This window comes from Streptomyces sp. NPDC052496, assembly GCF_040679095.1.
In the GTDB taxonomy this organism is placed as follows: Bacteria; Actinomycetota; Actinomycetes; order Streptomycetales; family Streptomycetaceae; genus Streptomyces.
Window position 1 is genome coordinate 15,035 of sequence record NZ_JBFAUH010000032.1, and the last position, 22,552, is coordinate 37,586.

Consider the following 22,552-nt stretch of genomic DNA (forward strand, 5'->3'; position numbering starts at 1 on the left):
TCACACCGCGCGGACCGTATCGCGCGGCCGGACGAAAGGATCACCATGCCCGCACGGACCAGTGCCGAACGGACCCGCACCACCGGGAACTTCACCTACGCCGACTGGGAGGAACGCGTCCTGGGCGGGGAGGGCACCTTCCCGCGCCTCGCGCACGCCGCCGTCACCAACGCCTTCTCCGGGGGCATCGAGGCGGCGGACACGACCTGCGAGTACACCATCGTCCATGTCACGGAGCAGACCGGCACGTTCACGGGGATGGAGCTGCTGGAGGGCAGCGTCGACGGGCGCCGGGGCGCGTTCGCCGTCGAGGAGCGCGGCTCCTTCGGCGAGCGGGGGAGCGTGCACTGCACGTTCGAGGTCGTACCGGGCTCGGCCACCGGGGAGCTGGCCGGGCTGCGCGGCACCGGTGAGTTCACGGCCGAGCCCGGCAGCCCGTCCGTGCCGTACACCTTCGTTTACGACTTCGGCTGAGCCGGTGCCGGAGCCGGTTCCGTCGGCCGCGGGACCGGAAGCCGCCGTACGACCGGACCCAGCGCCGCCCCCGCCAGCGTGGCCGTGGCGATCGCCCCCAGCGTGATCCCCCAGGCCACCGGACCCATCGGCGTACAGCCGAAGAACCGGCTGACGCCCGGCGTCTGGATGACCGCCGCGAGCACCGCGGCGGACCCCAGGCCCGCGAGCAGCACCCTGCGGTCCGGCCCGCCGGTGAGCACGGTCTGGGCGAGCTGGGTGCCGACCACCGCGGCCAGCGCGACGGTGCCCGCGCGGCGGCGCCGGCCGGTGAGCCGGGCCGCGCCCCAGGCCAGCGTCGCACCGAGGGTCGTGGTGAAGCCGCGCAGCAGCAGTTCGTGGCTGAGCGCGGTGCCCAGGGAGCGGTCCGGGCCCTCCCGCAGCAGCTGCGCGCCGCCGTCGCCGGGCGGCTCGCGGACCGCGATGGCCAGCGCCGGTGCCAGGTCGGTGAGCAGGTTGACCAGCATGATCTGCCGGGCGGTCAGCGGGGAGCGGCCGGTCAGCGCGGCGGCCAGCACGCTGAAGCCGATCTCGCCGAGGTTGCCGCCGATGAGGATGGCCAGCGCGGCGCGGACCGAGGTCCACATCGCCCGGCCCTCCAGCAGCGCGGCGATGATCGTCTCCAGCCGGTCGTCGCCGACGACGAGATCGGCGGCGGCGGTGGCCGCCGGGGTGCCCCGGCGGCCCAGCGCGATGCCGATGTCGGCGAGCCGGATGGCCGGGGCGTCGTTGGCACCGTCACCGGTCATCGCCACGACCCGGCCGATGCGCTGGTACGCCTGCACGATACGGACCTTGTGGTGCGGGCTGCACCGGGCGATCACGTCGACCCGGGGCAGCAGTTCGTCCAGCGCGGCGTCGTCCAGCTCGTCCAGGTCCGCCGCGTTGCACACGTGCTGGGAGGCGCCCTGGTTGAGGGTGGAGGCGATCGCGTCGGCGGTGGCGGGGTGGTCACCGGTCAGCATGACCACCTGCACCCCGGCCGCGCGCAGCTGCTCGGTGGCGGGCAGCGCTCCGGCGCGTACCGGGTCGGACAGGGTGAGGAAGCCGAGGAGGACCAGCCCGTCCACGGCCTCGTCGGTGAGCTGCTCACCGTGTTCCAGCGGCCGTTCGGCCACCGCCAGCACCCGGCGGCCGGCGCCGGCCAGCTCTTCGGCGGCCGTGGTCAGGCGGGTGCGTTCCGCGTCGTCGAGCGGGCGGGTGTCCGTACCGCCGGTACGGCGCCGGGCGCAGCGGGCCAGTACGTTCTCGGGGGCGCCCTTCACGCTGAGCAGCGCGCCGCGCGAGGCGTGCCCGGCGGTGGCGTGGTAGGCGCGGGACGGCTCGAACGGCAGGTCGTCGGCGCGCCGCCAGCGCGGGGCGCCGACGCGTACCGTGACGTGCTGCCGGCGGGCCCCGGCCACCACCGCCCGGTCGGTGTGGTGGGACATCGGCTCGGGGGAGTGCGCCGACGGGGTGGCGCGCAGGGCCGCGGCGAGGACCGTGCGGCGCACGTCGTCCAGCCGGCCGAGGGGCAGCGCCCGTTCGCCGTCACTGACCTCCGCGAGCTCCAGCGTGCCTTCGGTGAGGGTGCCGGTCTTGTCGAAGCACAGCACGTCGGCGCGGCCCAGCGCCTCGATCGTACGGGGGTTGCGGACCAGCGCCCCGTGTTCGGCGAGGCGGCGCGCTGCGGCCAGTTGGGCCGCGCTGACCAGGAACGGCAGGCCCTCGGGGACCGAGGCGACCGCCAGGTTCACCGCCGAGGCCAGGGTGTGGTGCAGACGCCGGCCGTGCAGCACGCCGGCCCCGGCCACGGCGGCGGCCGAACCGATCGCGATCGGCAGGCTGGCCTTGGTCAGGGAGGCCAGGCGCCGTTCCACGCCCGCCGTGGGCGCCGCCTGCCGCGCGGTGGCCAGGCTGCGCCCGACCTCGGTGGCCGCGCCGGTGGCGACGACCACGGCCGTGCCGCGGCCCGCGGCCACCGTCGTCCCCTCGTACAGCATCGAACGCCGCTCCGCGAGCTGCGCCGCCACCACCGGCGCGGGGTCCTTGGCCACCGGCAGGGACTCGCCGGTCAGCGACGACTCGTCCAGCTCCAGGCCCTCGGCCTCCAGGAGGCGGCAGTCGGCCGGCACCACGTCCTCGGTGCCCAGCACGACGATGTCCCCGGCGACGAGTTCACCGGCGGTCACCTGCCGCTCGTCGCCGTCCCGCCGTACCCGGGCGCTGATCGCCGAGCGCCGGAACAGCTCGGCCAGCGCCTGCTCCGTACGCACCCGCTGGACGCCGCCGACCAGCGCGGACGTGCCGGTGATGGCGGCCACCAGCGCGGCGTCGGTACGCGAGCCGACGGCGGCGGACAGCGCGGCGCCCGCCGCCAGCACGGGCGTGAGCGGGTTGGCCAGCTCCTCGACGAACGCGGCGCCGAGGCCGGTGCGCCGCGGGCCGTCGGTACGGCCGGCGGACGCGGACCGGGTCCGCGCCTCGCGCGACGTCAGCCCGTCCGGCGTCGCCGTCAGGCGCTCCAGCACCCGGTCAGCGGGCATCAGGTGCCAGGGCGTGCGCTGCGTGGGCGGTTCCGGCGGGCGGTTCAGCAACTGCCGGGCGCGCCAGGCGCCGAGGCAGAAGGCGGCGGACCCGGCGGTGTTCCCGGCCGCCGAGGCGCGCCGGGTGGCGCGGGACGGGCGGGCCTGTACGGCGGCCACCGCACCGACCCCGCTGCCGCCCGCCGCCAGCATCGCGGCCTCCCGGTCCACCTGCGCCGCCACGGCCACCGCGTCCACGATCAGCCCGGCCACGCTCAGGTCGCCGCCGACCAGCAGGTGCGCGCCCCAGGGGGGCGCCTCGCCCGTGCGGTGCACCCCGATGCCGCAGTCGGCGGCGCCCAGCGCCCGGCGGTTGCCCGAGACGAGCAGTACCACCGCGCCGTTGCCCTGGAGTTCCCGTACGGACGCGACGAGGCGCCTGCCGCCGGGCAGCACGGCGTCCGCGTAGCCGCATTCCGGGTCCGGCCGGTCGGAGGCGAGCACGATCCGGGTGCCGGCCCGGCGCGCGGCCGCCGCCACGGCCTGGGCGCCCGGTGCCGTCTGCGCCGCCAGCCCCGCGACGGCCCGCAGCCGGCCGTGCCGGGCCAGGCCCAGCAGGTGGTCGTACTTCTTCTGCCGCAAGCGCCGTACGGCATCCGCACCGCCGTCCGCCGCGTCCGCCGTGTCCGGCAGGTCCGCGAGCGGGCCGAGCACCCAGCCGTCCGCGGTCCGCCGTGTCTCCAGCGGAGCGCCGGCGTCGAACAGTTCGAACAGGCGGCCGGTGGCCGTGTCCGCGTCAGCGTCGTCCAACAGCTCCAGGTCGGCCAGGTCGTACCGGTCGCCGCGCAGCGCCGCCTCGTCCAGCACCACGCAGTCCACCTGCCCCAGCCGGCGCAGCACGCCCCGGTCCATGGCCACCACGCCGCGCAGCGCCAGGAACCGGCCCACGTTCGTCGCGAACCCCTCCCGCCCCGCCGCCGGCGCCTTCGGCACCCCGGCCAGCGCGACGGCGAGCCCGCGGCGCGGCCCGGCGAACGGCACGGCCGCCGCCCCGGCCGCCAGCCCCACCAGCGACGACCGCTCCGTGTACCGGTCCACCGAGTCCTTCGGCGCCGACACCGGCCGCTCGACCACGACCGGTTCGGCCGCGGCGTCCTGCGGACCGCGCACCAACCGCGGCTCCAGCGCCTCCCACGCCTTCCGGTACGCGTCGGCCTCCCGCCACTGCGCGACCCGCTGCACCACGTCCAGCACCAGCCCGCCGCCCCGTGTGGCCACCCCCTGCGCCAGCGCGCTGACCGCCGGCAGCAGCGACTCGGCCCGCTCCGGACCGGCCAGGCTCTGTGCCGCCCACGCACGCAGCCGGGGGTGGTGCTGGAAGAGCCCCGCCAGCGACCCGACCTCGGCGGGCAAGGGGGCCCAGGGGGCCAGGCGCGTCAGGGTGGCGATGCCCAGTCCGACCGCGTCGGCGGCCAGGCCCGTCATGGACTGCCGGGTCCGCGGGCCTTCACACGGGTGGTGCGGCTCCTGGCACCACTCGCCGTGCTGATCGCAGGTCGCGCCGGCGTCCGTATCCGTACGGCCCGTCTCGGCCTCCGCCACCAGGGCGACCAGTTCCGCCTGCCGCGGCGCGCCGGGCCCCAGCGCGACCGCCACGTGCCCGGACGGCCCGTTCACCCGCGCCCATTCCACCCCGGGCTGCCGCTCCAGCAACCGCTCCACCCGCCGCGCGACCCGTTCACCGTCCGGCGTCTGCACCCCGTGGACCGCGATGTAGCAGCGCCCCGGCCGGGACCACACCGCCCGCTTCGGCACCCCCGCCAGCTGCCAGGCCAGCTCCAGGGCCCCTCGGGCACCCGCCCGCACTCCCGCCACGACCGGGCCGGGCACCGGCGGCCTCGGCACGCGCAGCCCCGACAGCCCGGGTACCCCTGACAACAGCGACATCGGAGGCCTCACCTCACACGTGTCCCCCGGCGCACCGCGCAGGGATCCCCGAAGGAGTAACCCGCCCGCCGCCGGGCTACACCTGCCGTTCGCCCCGTCCGCAGCCCGCCCGCATCCGTACCCGCTGCCTCCGCTTCGCCGCGGGCGGCCTAGGATCGGGCGGTCCAGCAACAACGCGCAGGCCGGCCCAGCCCGCCCGCGCGCAACGGGGAGACGGGGAAGCACGTGATGCAGTACCAGAAGTGGATACGTACGGCGGCGACGGTGGCCCTGGTGGTCTCGGCGGCCAGCGCCTGCGGGGCGTCCGAGGACCCGGCGCTCACCGCGGGCACGCCGGTCCCGAGCCCGACGGCACCGCCGCCCGAGAAGGTCACGCCCCAGCACCCCGCGCCCGGCAAGGAGGCGCCGGTGCTGGAGCAGATCAAGTACGACCTGGAGAACCGGGTGCTCTCCATGGGCGGCGCGGTCCCCAAGCCGACCAGCAGCACCTGCGACACCAAGGAGGTCGGCGACAAGCCCCAGACCTTCACCTGCACCGTGAAGTACATGGGGGTCGACGTGCCCTTCCGCGTCGAGACCAAGGGCGGCTACATCCTGATGCAGTACACGGCCACCCCGACCAAGGGCGGCGTGCTGACCGCCGAGGGGATGCGGGCCAGGGCGTGGAAGCAGTACGGGATGTACGGGGGCAAGGCGGCCAGGTCGCTGCGCTGCGACAAGGCGCCCGCGGTACAGCTGGTGCCGATCGACAAGCCCAGCGGATTCCGGTGCTACGTGGGTGAGGGCGGCCTGAAGGGCACCTACGACGCGGTCGTGACGGCCAACGGGATGCGGCTGACGTGACCGCGGCCGGTGGGACGCCGGAGGTGCCGGGCATCCCACCCCCGTGAGGATGCCCGTCCACCCGCCGGCCGCACCACGGTGCGATCGTGCGCCGCCCCGGCCCCCGTCGGTGTCCACGCTGCGAGCACCACGGAACGGCGCAGCTACGCCCACTTCACCGCACCGTCCATTGATTGGCAGCCCGTTTCCGTGCGCGTAAACAATGGCGCGCACGGCCGGAACCGTCCTTGTGGCGCCCCGCCGCGCTTCGTACCGTGGCCGTTTGCCCGGTCAGTACGGCGGGGGGCCGCATGGGGCGTCGTGAAAAACCCGTGGATCCCGGCGCGGGCCCGGTACAGCGGTTCGCATACGAACTGCGCAAGCTGCGCCTGGAAGCGGGCAGTCCGACCTACCGGGCGATGGCGGAACGGGTGGACTACTCGGCCGCCGTACTGTCCCAGGCAGCGGCGGGGGAGAAGCTGCCCTCCCTCCCGGTGGCCCTGGCGTACGTGGCGGCGTGCGGCGGGAACGCGGGGCACTGGCAGCGGCGCTGGCACGAGGCCGTACGGGAGGACGCGGCGCGGATCCTCGAAACAGAAGAGGACGGAGCCGCCGCACCCTACCGCGGCCTGGCCCGCTTCGAACCGGACGACCACACCCGCTACTTCGGCCGCCGCCGGCTCACCGAGGAACTGCTGCGGCGGGTGCGCGAACGCCGGGTCGTCGCGGTGTTCGGCCCGTCCGGCAGCGGCAAGTCCTCCCTGCTGCGGGCCGGACTCATCGCCCGCCTGCGGCAGCCCGCCGCCGACCCGCCGCTCCGCCTCCCCCCGCCCGCCGCGATCCGCGTCCTCACGCCCGGCGCCCACCCCGAGCGCGACGCCGGGCCGTTGTTCTCCCCGGCCGCGCCGCCGGGGGAGACGTGGCTGGTGGTGGACCAGTTCGAGGAGGTCTTCACCCTCTGCGCGGACGCCGACGAACGGAACGCGTTCATCCGCCGCGTCCTGGCGGCCCACGACCCCGCGAGCCGGCTGCGGGTGGTGCTGGGCGTACGGGCGGACTTCTACGGCAGGTGCCTGGCCCACCGGGAACTCGCCGACGTGATCCGCGAGGCCGGGCTGCCCATCGGCCCGATGACACCGCAGGAACTGCGGGAGGCGATCGTCAAACCCGCGGCCGCCGAAGGGCTGATCGTGGAGCGCTCCCTGACCGCCCGTCTCGTCGAGGAGATGGCCGAGGAGCCCGGCAGCCTGCCGCTGCTCTCGCACGTCCTGCTGGAGACCTGGCGGCGGCGCCGCGGCCGCACCCTGACGCTCCAGGCGTACGAGGCGGCGGGCGGCGTCCACGGCGCGGTCGCGCAGACCGCCGAGCACCTCTACGCCCGGCTCTCGCCGCGGCAGGCCCGGACGGCCCGCCGGATGCTGCTGCGCCTGATCACCCCGGGCGAGGGGACGCCGGACACCCGCCGGCCCGCGGCCAGGGCGGAGCTGGACGCCGGGGATCCGGCCGCCGCCCAGGTCGTCGAGCAGCTGGCCAGGGCCCGGCTGATCACGGTGGACCAGGACACCGTGGACCTGGCCCACGAAGCGCTGATCACGTCCTGGCCCCGGCTGCGCGGCTGGATCGAGGAGGACCGCGGGCGCCTGATCGTGCACCGCCGGCTGACGGAGGCGGCCCGGCTGTGGGACGAACTCGACCGCGACCCGGGGGCGCTGTACCGCGGCACCCGCCTGGACGCCGCAGCGGAGGTGTTCCTTCCGGAGGAGGAGGCCGGCCCGGCCCCGGCGCCCGCCGGCACCCCCGACGAACTCACCCCGCTGGAGCGCGCGTTCCTCACCGCCAGCGTCGCCGCGCGCGACCAGGAACGGCGCGCGGCCGCCCGTACCACCCGCCGCCTGCGCCAGCTCACCGCCACCCTGTCCGTCCTCCTGGCCCTCGCCCTGGCCGCCGGGCTGACCGCCTGGGACCAGTTCCGCACCAGCGAACAGCAGCGCGACGCGGCACTCGCCGCCCAGCGGCTCTCCCTCTCGCGGCAGCTCGCCGCCCAGTCGTCCGCCCTCCTGGAGGACCGGCCGGACCTGGCCTCCCTCCTGGCCGTGCACGCCTACCGGACCGCGCCCACCAGGGAAGCCGTCGCCGGGCTGTTCAACGCCGTGGACATTCCGCTGCGGCGGCGGCTCACCGCGCACACCGGCGGGGTGCGCGCGGTCGCGTTCAGCCCCGACGGGCGCACCCTCGCCACCAGCGGTGGACGCCACCACTCCGTACGCCTGTGGAACGTGTCCGCCGGCACGGCCCGCGCCACCCTCGCCGCGCCCGGAGGTCCCCTCGCCGCCCTGTCCTTCAGCGCCGACGGGCGCACACTGGCCGGCAGCACCCGCACGGGAAGCTGGCGGCTGTGGGACGCGGCCACCGGCCGCACCCGGGCCACCTTCGACGGGCACGACGGGCACGACGGGCACGGCGGACCGGTGACGGCCACAGCCTTCAGCCGGGACGGCCGCACCCTGGCCACCGGCGGCACCGACGGCACGGTACGCCTGTGGAACGCGGCCACCGGCGCGCTCTCCGCGACCCTGCGCGGCCACACCGGGAAGGTCGTCTCGGTGGCGTTCGCCTCCGACGGACGTTCGGTGGCCACCGGCAGCCAGGACGGGACGGTGCGCCTGTGGGACGTGGCCAGCGGCAAGGCCGAGGCCCGGCTCATCTGGCCGGCGGGCAGCAGCCGGGCGGTGGCGTTCGGACCGGACGGCCGCACCCTGGCCGTCTACGGCAGCAACGACGCCTCGATCCGCCTGTGGGACGTGCGCGCGGGCAAGGCCCGTACCACCCTCGCCGGGCCCGCCGGGTACGTGATCGCGATGGCGTTCGCCCCGTCCGGCCGCATCCTGGGCGGCGGCAGCGACGACGGCACCGTACGGCTGTGGGACGTGGCCACCGGCGCGATCCTCGGCACCCTGCCCGGACACGCGCGCCGTGTCAGCTCGGTGGCCTTCAGCCCGGACGGGCACACGATGGCCAGCGGCAGCGACGACGGCACGGTCCGGCTGTGGAACACCGCCCTCGGCGACGTGCTCACCACCCTGGACGGCCACTCCGGGCCGGTGGGCGCGGTCGCGTACGGGCGGGGCGGCCGCACGCTGGCCAGCGGCAGCGACGACGGTTCCGTACGCGTCTGGGACCTGGCCACGCGCGGCAGCCGGGTCCTGACCCGGTCCGCCGGCGGCGGCCGGCGCGACCGCGTCCGCGCGGTGGCCTTCAGCCCCGACGGCCGCCTCCTCGCCACCAGCAGCAGACACGTCGGCCTGCGCGTCTGGGACGTGGCCACCGGCAGACTCCGGGCCACCCTGCGGCAGCTGACGGGCGAAGCGGTCGCCTTCAGTCCGGACGGCCGCACCCTGGCCGGCACCAGCGGCTCCGGAGCGCTGCTGCTGTGGGACACCGTCACCCACCGGACCCGTACCCTCGCCGCCTCCGGCAGCGGCCCGGCCACCTCGGTCGCCTTCAGCCGGGACGGCCGGACCCTGGCCGGCGGCAGCCTGCACGGGCCGGTACGGCTGTGGGACGTGGCCGCCGGCCGGATCCGGACCGTCCTGACCGGCCCCCGGGGCGACGCCGGGGCGGTCGCGTTCAGTCCGGACGGCCGCACCCTGGCCGGGGGCGGTGACGACGGCTCGGTACGGCTGTGGGACACGGCCACCGGCAAGGTCCGTACCACCATCACCGGGCACACCATCGGCACGCTGGGCGCCGTGGCCTTCACACCCGACGGCCGGACCCTGGCCGCCAGCGGGCGCGACACCGGCACCGTACGGCTGTGGGACGTGGCCACCGGCCAGTCCCGCGCCACCTACGCGGGCCAGACCGGCCTCGTCCGCTCGGTGACGTTCAGCCCCGACGGCCGCGCACTGGCCAGTGGCAGCAGCGACGGGATGGTACGCCTGCGGGAAGTGGACCTGCCCGGACCCGCCGAGTCCATCAGGAAGATCTGCCGCGCCGTCAACCGCGAACTGACGCCGGCGGAACACGCCACGTACCTGCCGGACGAGGCGCCCCGCACGGCGTGCGCGGCCTCCGGGAAGACGCCCGGGGGAGCCTCCGGGGGAGCCCCTGGGGAAGCCTCCGGGGGTAAGACCGAACAAAGTTAGCCCTGTGGGAGTGCTGCCCTCCGTCTGGTGCGGGCGCGCCGCCGGAGATAGGAGGTAAGCGGGACTGCGCACGAGGACGGGAGGCCCGGCCGGTGCGCGGGACAAGGGGGGCGTCATGAGCATTCCGGCAGCACTGCGCCTGCTGCGCGGCACCGACCTGCTGGACCTGTCGTTCGGCTTCGCCGGGCTGCGGGTCGAAGGGACCGGCGGGGACCGTCGGCTGGTACGCGCGGACGCACCGGCGGACGGCTGGATCGCGGTCACCTTCGGGCCGCAGCACACGGTGGAGCAGGCGTTCAGCGACCACGTGCCCGGGGAGCCCCGCGACCTGCCCGTGGGCTCCCTGATCAGCGGCCGCAGCGTCCTCGTCTTCGAGGTGGGCCCGCGGGACGTGGTGCCGTTCACCGAGGACGGGCTGCTCGACGCCATGCGCAGACTCCCGCTCCGCGTCGTGGACGCGGCCCGCGAACCGGACGCCCCGCCCGCGGCCCCGGCACTCGGCCCGCCACCCCCGGGCGGTCGGGACGCCGCGGCCCGTGCCATGGCACTGGTCCGGCTGCTGCGCACGTCGGCCGAGCTGACCGCCCGCTTCGGCCCGGAGACCGCACGTGCCCTCGCGGAGGCGACGGGCACGGTGGCGCAGGGGACCGCCGGGGTGCCGGCCGCGGCGGCCGGGCCGCAGGACCCGCTCGCCGACCCCGCCCGCCCCCGCACCGGCATCGAACTGCCCTACCGGCTCTACCTGTCCCCCTCCCAGAAGGGCAGGTGGATCCACCGGGGCAGCATCCCGCCGCCCGAGCCCGGCGACCGCGTCCCGCTCTGGCACACCCGGCTCGGCGCCGGGACGGTCCGCGCGGTCTGGAACCGCGAGCGCGCCGGCGATCCCGGCGCGCCGTACGCGTTCCGGCAGGCGCTGGAGCCCGAGGACCGGCGGGACATCGTCGACCTCACCACCGGCGCGGGGCTCACGAAGCCCGACGGCACACCGTACGTCCCGCAGCCCCTCGCCGTACGGCTGCTGATGCTCTCGACGGCCGGCGGCTGGCTGGACAGCCTCGGCACCTGGCCGGAGCGGCCGCGCGGCGTCTCGCTCTCCGAATGGCGCCACCGCGCCGCCATGGGCCGCGACCACTACGTCCGGGTGATGCGCGAGGGCTTCCTGTGTCCCTTCGGACACAAGGCGGTGTACGTCCGCGTCACCGAGCGCACGTTCGACGACTCCCGGGCCGCGTACCTGATCCAGCGCGAGTTCGTCCTGGTACGGCAGCCGCTGCGGACGTACGACCCGAAGACCGCGCTGCCCGCCGGGCCGGACCCGGAAAGCGACCTGGCCAACGTGCTGTTCCCGTTCACCGGCGTGCGGCTCGACACCGTGCAGACGCCGGACCTCGTACCGCCCGCGGACCGGCGGAAGTTCTTCCCCGCGACCCCCGCGGAGCAGCCGTTCCACTTCAAGGTCACCGCGGTCGACCACGGCGGGAACACGGTGGAGTTCCGCACGCCGCTGCTCTTCCTCGACGAGACGCTCGCCTCGGGCGCCGGACTCGCCGCGGCCGTCGCCGAGTACAACGCCCTGGACCGCAACCCGCCGAACCCCACGGCGTCCGCCAGGGCCGTCGCGGTGGAGCACCCGCCCGAGGCCAGCGCCGACCTCCTCGGCCAGTCGGTGGCGCTCGCCCCCGCCCTGCGGCCCGACGACACCCGGCTCGACGTGACCCGCATGGTGTGGGGCATGGCCGCACCGCCCGCGCTGGCCGACCCCGCGCCGGGCGACCCGGCCGTCTCGAAGAACGCCCAGTTCCTGCCGCAGCTGCGCTGGGCACAGGCCGCCGTGCCCGCCGTCGGCCGGCTCAGCGGCACGGACGCCACCGTGCCCGTCGCCTACGCGAAGCGGTACGCCCTGTCCGGCTTCGACACCGTCGGCGGCCCGGTGCGCAAGGCCAACGCGGGGCAGGTCTTCCTCAGCCTGCTCACCCCCGCCGACCAGCCGCTGCGGATGGACTTCGGCGGGCAGCGCGACCGGTCCGGCGGCCTCACCGCGCCCAGCATGATCGTGTCCGGACTCTCCCGGCTGACCGGCCCGGTCTCCGGCGTCCCGCCGGTCGGCGGGCAGGACCCGCTCGACCTCATCGCGAACGGCACCTTCCGGCCCGAGGAGTTCTTCCGCCCGCTGGACGTCCTCGACGCGGTCGGCCCGAGCCTGCTGGGCGTGGTCCCGCTGGCCGAGGTGATCAAGGGCGTGGACGGGCTGGGCAAGGCCCTGAAGGTGCCCCACTTCTTCACCGAGACCGTCAGCGCGGTCACCGGCTTCCTCTCCGACCTCGGCCGCGCCCGGCAGCTGCTCACCCATGAACTCGACCGCTACCCGCCGGCCGCCCGCCAGGTCGCCGGCACGGCGGAGACGTTCGTCACCGTCGTCGGGGACTTCGTGGCCCAAGGGCTCGCCGGCCGCACCGGCCCGCTCACGATGCGGGACGTCGACACCGCCTTCGCCGCCTTCGCCGCCGCGCTGACCGACCTGCTGAACACCCTGCCCGCCGGCGCCGACCCGGGCGTACGGACGCTGCTGGCCCGCGTCCAGCAGCAGGTCGCCACCTGGACCAGGGCCGCCGGCCGGGTCGTCGCGCTGCGCGACGCCGTGCGGCAGGCCGCCGACGGCTTCCGCCTGCCCGAGACCGTCAACGCACGCCTGGAGTGGAACCCGGACCTCCAGCCCGTCCTCCTCGGCGGCTCGCCGGTCTTCCTGCCGGACGCCGACGGGCGGCTGTCCCTCGTGGTGGACCTGCGCGGCTCGCTGCGCGGGGACCTGAGCGCCGGCGCCGACGTCAGCTGCAGCCTGGAGAACTTCTCCCTCATCCTGGTGCCGAAGTTCAACGCGCTGCGGCTGAGCTTCGCGCACGTCCGCTTCGTCGCGCGTGCGGGGCGCAAGCCGGACATCGACGTCGTCCTCAAGAGCGTCGACTTCATCGGCCCGCTGTCGTTCGTCCAGACGCTGCGCAAGCTGATCCCGGTGGACGGCTTCAGCGACCCGCCCGGCATCCAGGTCACGCCCTCCGGCATCGTCGCCCGGTACGGACTCCCGCTGCCCAACCTGGCCATCGGCGTGTTCAGCCTGGAGAACCTGCGCCTGGACGCCTACCTCGACCTGCCCTTCATCGGCAGGTCACTGGAGATCGGCTTCTCCTTCTGCCGCCGGCAGGCCCCCTTCCGGCTCACCGTCTCGCTGCTCGGGGGCGGCGGCTTCTTCGGCATCGTGCTGACGCCCCAGCGGGTGGCCGTCCTGGAGGCGGCCCTCGAATTCGGCGCGGCCGTCTCGCTCGACTTCGGGGTGGCCAGCGGCAGCCTGTCCGTCATGGCGGGCATCTACTTCCGCCTCGAAACGGCCACCGGCGAGTCCCGGCTGACCGGCTACTTCCGGGCCCGCGGCGAGGTCGACGTGCTCGGCATCGTCTCCGCCTCCATCGAGATCCACCTCGCCCTCACCTTCGACACCGCGACCGGCACCGTCTACGGACGGGCCAGGATCTCCGTCAGCGTGCACATCGGCTTCTGGTCGCAGTCGGTCACGATCGAGTGCGAGAAACGGTTCGCGGGCAGCGGGCCCGCTCCCGCCCCGCTCGGTCCGGCGGCCGAGGAGCCGCCCCGGCCGCCCACCTTCGCCGAGATGATGGCGCCCTACACCGACCCGGCCACCGGCGCCCGGCGCGACCCCGTCACCGAGTACTGCACCGCCTTCGCGGAAGTGAGCTGAGCCATGCCCGAGACGATCCGGTGGACCGTACTGCCCGACGGCCCGGCCCCCGACGGCACGCTCCGGCTGACCGTGCTGGTCAGCCCCCGCCTCACCGGCGGCACCCGGCTCGACGACTTCCGCCGCTTCCGGGACTGGCCGCAGACCCTGCGGACGTACGCGCCCGCGCTCCAGGTCGAGTTCCGGGCGCCCGGAGCCACGGAGCCGGGCGTCCTCGTCCCCGCCACGGCGCGGACCGGGCGCTTCCCGCCCGCGGACAGCGCCCTGTGGACCGAACTGTTCACGCCCGACACGGTGGTCCACGCGCCCACCGGCGCCCTCACCGCCACGGCGGAACCGCTCCCGGTCCTGCGGTCGTTCCCCGCCGGGGCGGTGCACGCCCAGGTCACGGCGCTGTACGAAGCGGCGGTGAGCGCGACCGCGGACCGCCGGGCCAACCCGCAGGCCGACGGCGGCGAGCTGAACCTCGCGGCGGCGCGCTCCCTGGAGACGCCGGGCCCGGCCGCCGACTGGAACCACCCCGAGAGCAGCGACCTCACCGACGTACTGACCCGCACGATCCGGGCCTTCTCCGGCCAGGTCGGCAGCAGCTACCCACGGCTCGACACCCTCCTCGGCACCCCGCCCGCCGGGCGGCAAGGCGCCACCGCCGACCCGAACCCGTACCGCCCCCGGCACATGGACCGTGCCGCGCGCGACTACACGCAGGACAGCGCACTGCTCGGCCTCGCCGAGACGTACCGCTTCTACGACCGGGCCCCACGCCCGGCGGCCGCCGCGGCCGCGCCCGTGGCCGAGCCGCCCCTGGAACAGCCCGATCTCGACTTCCACACCGCGTGCGCCCTCCTCGCCGACCACCCCGAACTCCTGCGCCGCTTCGGCCTCGCCCTCGACCTGCTCGTCACACCCCCGGCCGGTCTCGCCGACCGCTGGCAGGCCCGCGTCACCTTCACCGACGCCCAGGCCCACCTGAACACCGACCCGGCCCTGCGCCCCTGGACGGCGCTGCGCCACGTCCCGGGCCGCCGCTTCGAACCGTACGCCGCCGACGACGGCTTCCACGGCCACCGGATGCTCCGGCTGGGCGCCGACGAGGTGCACACCACCGACCTGGACCTCGACGGCGCCGCCCTGAAGTTCGTCGAATTCTCCCGCGTCATCGACCAGTACCTGAGCGGCACCCAGCAGCCGGGCGAGGCCGTCGCCGCCGACCCGACCGCCGTACCGGCCCTGCACGGCGCGGGCCTGACCGTCCTCCACGACGACCGCGACCGGGCCCTGGCCGACCAGATGGAGGCCGACGCCCGGCACACGGCCGGCGTCGGCCCCGACGGCCGGCCCGTCGCCACCGCGGTCCTGGACGCCGCGCACCTCGTACGCGGCCTGCGCGTGGACGTCGGCGTGGCGGACGAGCGGACCGGGCGCGTCGCCGCCTGGCACTCCCTGTGCGCACGGACGGGGGAGTACGCGATCAGGCGGCCCGGCGCCCCGGCCGTACCGATCGCCGCCGCACCCGACGAGGGACACGTCAAGGCGTCGGCCGTCACCCGCGACCGCGCCGCCGGCCACCAGCTCTACGTCCACCAGGCGCTGTTCGGCTGGCACGGCTGGAGCCTGGCCGCCCCGCCGCCGGGCCGGACCCTCGGCGCCGGCAACCGGCCGCAGGTGCCCGACCCCGAGATCTCCGACCGCTTCCCGCTGGCCGCCACGTTCCGCCCCACCCCCGGCACGCTGCCCGCCCTGCGCTACGGCCGTACGTACCGGCTGCGCGCCCGCCTGGTCGACCTCGCGGGCAACAGCCTCGGCCCCGCGGCACCCGCCGTGGAGGGCACCGCCACCGCACCCGTCACCTACACCCGCTGGGAACCCGTACCGCCGCCCGTGATCGTGCCGAGGTGGCCGTTCCTGGAAGGCGAGTCCGAACCGCACCTGGTCATCCGCAGCACCGTCGACGCGTCCGGCCGGCCGCTGACGCCCGCCGAGTGGGCCGGCCTGCGCAACCCGCAGGTCACCGACCACGAGAAGAACTCGCCCGCCGACGGCCTCGACCGCCGCTACCGCGCCTTCGACGAACGGCACCTCAGCCCGCCCAAGACCGCGCTCCAGATGGCCGAGCAGCACGGCGTGTACGACGCCGTCTTCGGGCCGGACCGGCCGGAAGCGCTGCGCCGCCAGTACTTCGCCGCGGCGTCCCGCGAGGCGGGCAGCTATCTCGACACGGTGGTCAGCCTTCCCGAGGACCCGCGCGTCACCCGCGACCTGAAGGCCGCCGGGGAGATCCACGTCGCCAAGCACAGCCCGCACGACACCTCACCCCTGACCGAACTGCCGGTGCAGCGCGGCGACGGCCTGCACACCGGCGAGTACGTCGTCCACGACGCCGACCGGCTCCTGCTGCCGTACCTGCCCGACGTCCCCGCACGCGGTCTCGCGCTGCACGGACTGCCGGGTACGGGCAGCGCACCGCACCGTACCTACGACTTCACCGGCACCTGGCCCCAGGCCCGGCCGCTGCGGCTGCGGATCGAGGAGGGGGACCGCCCGCCCGACCCGCCGGCCGGCGGCGTCCTGACCGTGTACGTGCCGAAGGCGGAGGTCGTGACCGTCCGCATGAGCTGCCGCATCGCGGAGGAGGACCTGCCGCTCTTCCGTGTCTGGCAGCTGCTGACCGCCTCGCCCCTGTGGAACGACCCACTGCGCCTGACCCCGGAACAGCGCCGCGAACTCACGGTGGCGTCCGCGGCCGGCGAGAACTGGATGATCACCCCGTGGACGGAACTCACCCTCGTCCACGCCGTCGAGAAGCCCCTGGCGCCGCCGTCCCTGGCCGGCCTGCGGTTCCGCCGTACGGCGGGCGAGACCGCCGCGCTCGTCTCCGGCACGCTGTCCCTGCACGCGAAGAGCACCGGACGCATCGACCTCGACGCGACCTGGGAGGAGTGGCTCGACGACGCGAAGGAGGCCGCGCCGCGCCGCGTGACCGGCTACGACCACGTGGGCGACCTCACCACGGGCCGCGACCGGAACACCCTCCCCTTCAGCGGCGTACGGCACGAGTTCCGCGACACCCGGCACCGCAACGTCACCTACACACCGACCGCGACCACCCGCTTCCGCGAGTACTTCCACCCGGCGATCACCGACCGGCCCGAACTGATCACCAGCCGGGGCCCCGCCGCCCCGGGGCCCACCGGCCGTGGCTGGCCGGTGCCGGCCACCCGCCGCCCCGAGCCGCCCGACGTGAGCCACACCGTCCCCACCGTCACCTGGGAACACACGGTGGACACCGACGCGCACCGGGTGACCAGGACCCGCCGGAGCGCGGGCGTACGCGTCCACCTCCGCCGCCCCTGGTTCTCCTCCGGCGACGACGAACTCCTCGCCGTCGTCCTGGACCCCGGCAGCAGGCTCCCGGCCGGCCTCGTCACCCGCTGCGGCACCGATCCCGTCTGGGCGGACGACTCCGTCCTGCCGCGCCTGCGCCCCGCCAACTTCCCGAACGCCGCGGTGACGGCCACGGACCGGCTGCTGACCGAGACCGTCGGCGGCACGCCCGCGCGGGTGGCGGTGGCCGCGTACGCGCCGGTCTACGACGAGCAGCTGGGCCTGTGGACCTGCGACATCGACGTCGACCTCGGTGACCTGGCCGACAGCCCCGCCTACTTCCCCTACCTGCGGCCGGCGTTCGCCCGCTACCAGCCGTACGCCGTCGACCCCCTGCACCTGTCCAAGGTGGTCACCGGCGAGTTCGTCCAGCTGCTGCCCGAGCGCACGGTGACCGCCGCGATGACGGCCGACGGCCGGATCCGCGTCGAGCTGAGCGGCCCGGCCGCCGCCAACGACACGGGTGAGTTCGCGGGCCCGGGAGGTGCGGGCATGGCGGCGAGCCGCCGCGTCACCGCCACCGTGCAGCAGCGCGCCCGCTCCGGGAACGAGCTGGACTGGGCCGCGGACGGCACCACCGCCGAACTGACCTGCACCCCCAGGGGCGCCGGCTTCGTCTGGTCCGGCGAACTGACCCCGCCGCCCGGCCGGTTTCCGTCGCCCAGCGTGTACCGCCTCCTCGTCGAGGAGTCCGAGACCTACTTCACCGACCGCACCACGGCCACCGGCACCCTCACCGCCCACGGCACCACCCGCCCGGTGGCCCGGCGGCTCGTCCACGCGGACTTCTTCGGGCTGACGACGACGGTGTTCGGGCGCGTGGTCCTGGAGGAGTGAGGGCCCGGACCGTCCGCCCCCGGACCCCCGCCCCGGCCGCCGAGCCGGGTGCGGGGGTCCACTTCTCACCCGGTCGCTGCGCCATGTCCGGGCCTCAGCTCTGCCCTTGCCCCAGGGGCAAGGACCGGGCGGAAAAATCTCGGTCCCCGGAGTGTGAGCCGTGGATGCCGGGACACAAGAGCGTCAGTGCTTCGGAACCGCAGGCACCCCGTCCCAGAGGGGCCAGTCTGCCGTCTTCCGGTGAGTGGCCACTCACTGCCTGCGAACCGCCCACCAGCGTCTAAGGAGAGCCGGCGATGGCCACCACCATGATCGCGCGCCGCCACGGGCGCCGCCACGACGACCCCGACACCACCGAGGAGATGCGGCTGCTCGTCACCCTGCCGGACGGCCCCAAGAAGGAGCGGCTGCGCCAGCGCGTGATCACCGCCTGGCTGCCGCTGGCCCACCGCCAGGCCGTACGGCTGCGCGAGCGCGGGGAACAGCTCGACGACCTCAAGCAGGTCGCCGCCCTCGGCCTGGTCAAGGCGGTCGACCGCTTCGACCCCGAACGGGCGGACGCCTTCGAGCAGTTCGCCATACCCACCATCACGGGTGAGCTCAAGCGCCACTTCCGTGACCACACCTGGGACGTGCACGTGCCCCGGCGCACCCAGGAGCTGCGCAACAAGGTCCGCAAGGCCGTACGGGAACTGAGCACCACCCTGGACGGCCGGTCGCCGACCGTCACGCAGATCGCCGAACACGCCCGGCTCGCGGAGGACGACGTGGTGCTCGGGCTGGAGGCGCTGGAGACCTACCGGTCCCTGTCGCTGGACGTGGCCCTGGACCGCAGCGGCGACAACGACGATTACACGCTCATGGACACCCTCGGCGCGGCGGACGGCCGTTTCGGGCTCATCGAGGACCGCGAGGCGGTCAAGCCCGCCCTGGCCCGGCTGCCCGAACGCGAACGCCGCATTCTGTACCTGCGGTTCTTCAAGGACATGACGCAGAGCGCCATCGCCGCCGAACTGGGCCTGTCCCAGATGCACGTCTCGCGGCTGATCAGCCGGGCGCTGAGCCGGGTGCGGGCCGAGGTCGAGCGCAGGACGGACGAGGAGTACCAGGCGGCCGCGTGACCACACGCGGGAATTCCTTCCCGCCGGCACCGCTGCGGGCACCCGCCCACACCGGCACCGGTCATCCCGTGGGAAACTCCCGCGCGAGCAGCCGAATGTCGCGTTTTCGAGGTGGACCGATACACCCGTTTCTGTAGAGTGCTCCATGCGCGAATCACAGCTAGCCGTCTACACGAACGGAGAGCGGAATGGTCGCCGGTGTCATAGCGCAGAAATCGGATCAGTGGTTCAACCTGGCGGATGTCGACGGTAACGGCTACATCGAGGAAGTCGACCTCCAGCGGCTGGCCGAACGCACACTGACGCACTTCGGCTACAGCAAGGAGAGCGCCAAGTGGGCGCGTTTGCACGAGGCGTACGCCAAGGCCTGGCAGATCATGTACGAATTGACGGACACGGACAAGGACAACCGCATTTCGCGGGCCGAGTTCCAGGCATACATGGACCGCCACGCGAAGCCGTCGACGGCCGATGGTCTGCTGCGTCCGATCACGGACGCCGAGTTCCAGGTGGCCGACACGAACGACGACGGGTACCTGTCCCAGGACGAGTACGCCGAACTGCTCCGCGCGTTCGGGCTGTCCATCCGCGACGCCCGGGTCGGTGCCCGGAGCATCGACACCGACAACGACGGCCGCATCAGCTCCGAGGAGTATTTCGTGGCCTGTCGTGACCTGTATTCCAAGGAAAGCGCCGAGGACCGCACCAGCCAGGTGTTCGGGCCGCTGACCCGCACCTGAAAACCCGCGGAGACGAAAAGCGGAACGCGCGGCCGACGCGGACGGCCGTGACGGAGACCGGGCCCGGCCCGGTCTCCGTTTTTCGTCGTTCTCGTCGTTCTCGTCGTTCTCGTCGCTCCCGCACCCGGCCGGCTGCCCGGTGCCGCCTCCCCGCTCACCGGGTGGCCGGCGGCTCCCGGTTCACCAGGTGACCGGCAGCGACTCGACGCGCCGGATGATCAGGTCGGCACGCCACGGCAGCTCCTCCTCCGCCGCGGCCGGCCGCAGGCCCGGGTGGCCGAGCAGCGCCGCCACCGCCACCTTCACCAGCATCCGCACCAGCGGCGGCCCCATGCAGTGGTGCGTCCCGTGGCCGAAGGACAGATGCGGGTTGCCGCTCCGGTGGAAGTCCAGCCGCTCCGGATCGGCGAACATCCGCGGGTCGTGGTTGCCGGCCGGCAGCGCGGGCAGCACCTGCTCGCCGGCGCGGACCAGGGTGCCGCCGACCTGGACGTCCTCGGTCGCGTACCGGGCGAAGGTGACGTGCGAGGGGAACGGCGCGTAACGCAGCAGCTCGTCGGCGGCGCGCGGCAGCAGCCCCGGGTCGGCCGTCAGCTCCCGGAAGTGCTCCGGGGAGGAGAGCAGCACGTAACAGGCGTTGGTGAGCTGGGTGGTGACGTTGTCGACGGCCAGCAGGATGTCGTTGACCAGCTCGCCCAGCTCCTCCATGGACAGCCCGTCGTCCTGGCCGAGGCGGGCCACCAGACGGCTGACCAGGTCCTCCCGCGGCCGCTCCCGGCGGTCGGCGATGAGCCGGGCCGTGTAGCCGGAGATCTCCGCGATCCGCGCCTCCACCACGTCGGCGGGCAGACCGGTGCCCGCGAACCCCTCGAACCAGTCGAGGAAGACCGCCAGGTCCTCCTCGGGGATGCCGATCAGCGGGCAGAGGACGGCCACCGTGAGCGGTTTGGTGTACACGGCGGCGAGGTCGGCCGGGGGCGGCTCCGCCGTACAGCGCGCCAGGAGCCGCCGCGCCTCCTTGCCGGCCAGCTCCTCCAGGTCCCGCACGTGCTCGGCGTTGAACATCAGCCCCTGGGCGAGGGCCTTGCGCAGCCGTGGCTGCTGGGGCGGGTCGGTGTTCAGGATGCTGTCCTGGAGGGGGAGCGGGGTCAGCCGCGCCTCGTCGCTGCCCGGCGGGGGCGTGCGCACGAACCGCCGGTCCCGCAGCACGAAGCGGATGTCCGCATAACGCGTCACCAGCCAGGCGTCGTCACCGTACGGCGGACGTATCCACGTCAGGCCGGGGCGACTGCGGCACTGTTCGTATTCCGGATCGACGGTGAGCCCGGACGGCTCGGAAAACGGATAGTCGATGGGTTCGGGGTGTGTGTCCACGGAATCTCCAGTACGGAAGTCGGAGCCCTGCCCGCGACCGTTCTTCCCGGTGCCGGCGCCCCGGGCGTGCGGTGCTTTCCGTGCCTGTGCCGCGGCCCGGCCCGGCCGGCGCGGCGACTCACCGGAAAGACGTTAGTGGCGCCGTGCTGCCGAGGGGCGTCCGCTATTAGTCATTTCCCGCGCGGTACGCGGAAGATGGCCGATTCGGCCGGATCACGAGGTGTGCGAGGGGACGGTGGGGCCTGATCGAATTGTTCCGCCGGCCGCGCCCGTGGTGGCACGCCCGGAACCCTCCGGCCGGTGCCGGCCGGGTGGCCAGAACCGTTGCTTGACGGCTGCCCGGCCCTCGGCAACTCTTGCAGCCGGATGCCGGACCACCGGGGGGCGCTCGCGGCATCGTGGTGTTTTCGTACCGCCGCACTTCCTGTCACCGCGGGGACCGCGAAGCCCTCGCGGCCGCTCGTACTTCCTTTTCACGTGCCGGCACCGGGATACAGAAGGGGGACAGCAGCAGGTCCGGTCCCGCCGGTCCGTATTCGGTACAGACCGCGACGGAGGGTGTTTCGCATGTCCGCCGAACCGAGTTGGACCGGAGCCTTTTCCCACCGGGAGATCGAGAGCACCTACGCCATGCTCACCGTCCTCGAAGAGGACGCCGCCGGGCCCGACCGGCATTTCGGTATGTGGACCGGCGCCGACGACCCGGCCTCCGTCGAGGAGGCCACCGAGCGGCTGACCGCACTGGTGCTGGACAAGCTCGCGGCCACCAGGGGCAGCCGCGTCCTGGACGTGGGGTGCGGCAACGGGCGGCCCGCGGTACGCCTCGCGCAGACCTCGGGCGCGAGCGTCGTCGGCATCGACATCGACGACCGGGCGCTGCGCGCCGCGGCCGGGTACGCCCAGCAGCTGGGGCTGGGCCACGCGGTGCGCTTCCAGCACGCGGACGCGCTGCGGCCGCCGTTCGAGGACGCCTCCTTCGACGCGGCGCTGGCCTTCGAGAGCACGCCGCACTTCGACGTCGCGGAGCTGTACGGGGCGCTCGCCCGGGTGCTGCGGCCGGGCGGCCGGCTCGTCGTCGAGACCCCGTACGTACGCGGCAGGACGACCCGGGAGCTGCTGGACCGCATCGGCCCGTACCTGAGCCTGCTGAACGCCGTGTCGCTGGACCCGCCGCACGTGCACCTGGCGGCGGCCCGGGAGGCCGGGCTGCACATCACCGAACTCCTGGACCTCACCGAGAGCGTGCGGGGCTCCTTCAGCAGGCTGCTGGGCCGGCTGGAGAAGGCCGGCGCCCGCCTGGCGGACACGCTGGGCGACGAACAGGCCGGCCGCCTCCTGGCGGCCTTCGCCGGCTGGGCCGAGGCCCCCGAGGTCGGCGCCATCCTCATGACCTTCACCAGGACGGAGCACTGAC

Annotated in this window: 10 protein-coding genes; 8 read left to right on the plus strand and 2 right to left on the minus strand. The window is 74.8% G+C overall.

Annotated elements, in window-relative coordinates; all coding sequences use genetic code 11:
- The first annotated feature begins 45 nt into the window (after positions 1–45).
- Entirely contained in the window at positions 46–474 is a 429-nt protein-coding gene (locus AB0L45_RS33265; protein ID WP_365846689.1) for a DUF3224 domain-containing protein, read from the plus strand.
- Here AB0L45_RS33265 and AB0L45_RS33270 read toward each other — a convergent pair.
- Positions 459–4,964, minus strand: a complete 4,506-nt coding sequence (locus AB0L45_RS33270) for a cation-translocating P-type ATPase (RefSeq protein ID WP_365846691.1) — start codon at positions 4,962–4,964, stop codon at positions 459–461. The two genes, AB0L45_RS33265 and AB0L45_RS33270, sit on opposite strands and share 16 nt — an antisense overlap.
- A 228-nt stretch (positions 4,965–5,192) precedes the next feature.
- Here AB0L45_RS33270 and AB0L45_RS33275 point away from each other — a divergent pair, with 228 nt between their 5' ends.
- The 6 genes from AB0L45_RS33275 to AB0L45_RS33300 all read left to right on the plus strand — a co-directional run bounded on the left by AB0L45_RS33275 (position 5,193) and on the right by AB0L45_RS33300 (position 19,764).
- Entirely contained in the window at positions 5,193–5,807 is a 615-nt protein-coding gene (locus tag AB0L45_RS33275; RefSeq protein WP_365846693.1) for a hypothetical protein, read from the plus strand.
- A 290-nt stretch (positions 5,808–6,097) separates the two neighbouring features.
- Positions 6,098–9,931 (plus strand): hypothetical protein, encoded by a 3,834-nt coding sequence (locus tag AB0L45_RS33280; protein ID WP_365846695.1) that lies wholly within the window; start codon positions 6,098–6,100, stop codon positions 9,929–9,931.
- Between the two features lie 115 nt (positions 9,932–10,046).
- Positions 10,047–13,682 (plus strand): hypothetical protein, encoded by a 3,636-nt coding sequence (locus tag AB0L45_RS33285; protein WP_365846697.1) that lies wholly within the window; start codon positions 10,047–10,049, stop codon positions 13,680–13,682.
- Between the two features lie 3 nt (positions 13,683–13,685).
- On the plus strand, positions 13,686–17,903 hold the full coding sequence (locus AB0L45_RS33290; RefSeq protein ID WP_365846699.1) for a hypothetical protein: 4,218 nt from the start codon (positions 13,686–13,688) through the stop codon (positions 17,901–17,903).
- Between the two features lie 296 nt (positions 17,904–18,199).
- Positions 18,200–19,024 (plus strand): SigB/SigF/SigG family RNA polymerase sigma factor, encoded by an 825-nt coding sequence (locus tag AB0L45_RS33295; protein ID WP_365846701.1) that lies wholly within the window; start codon positions 18,200–18,202, stop codon positions 19,022–19,024.
- Between the two features lie 188 nt (positions 19,025–19,212).
- Positions 19,213–19,764, plus strand: a complete 552-nt coding sequence (locus AB0L45_RS33300; RefSeq protein WP_365846703.1) for an EF-hand domain-containing protein — start codon at positions 19,213–19,215, stop codon at positions 19,762–19,764.
- 180 nt (positions 19,765–19,944) lie between these two features.
- Here AB0L45_RS33300 and AB0L45_RS33305 read toward each other — a convergent pair whose 3' ends face one another.
- Positions 19,945–21,138, minus strand: a complete 1,194-nt coding sequence (locus AB0L45_RS33305) for a cytochrome P450 (RefSeq protein WP_365846705.1) — start codon at positions 21,136–21,138, stop codon at positions 19,945–19,947.
- A 567-nt stretch (positions 21,139–21,705) separates the two neighbouring features.
- Here AB0L45_RS33305 and AB0L45_RS33310 point away from each other — a divergent pair.
- Positions 21,706–22,551, plus strand: coding sequence for a class I SAM-dependent methyltransferase (locus AB0L45_RS33310; protein ID WP_365846707.1), 846 nt, complete (start codon positions 21,706–21,708; stop codon positions 22,549–22,551).
- Position 22,552 lies beyond the last annotated feature (1 nt).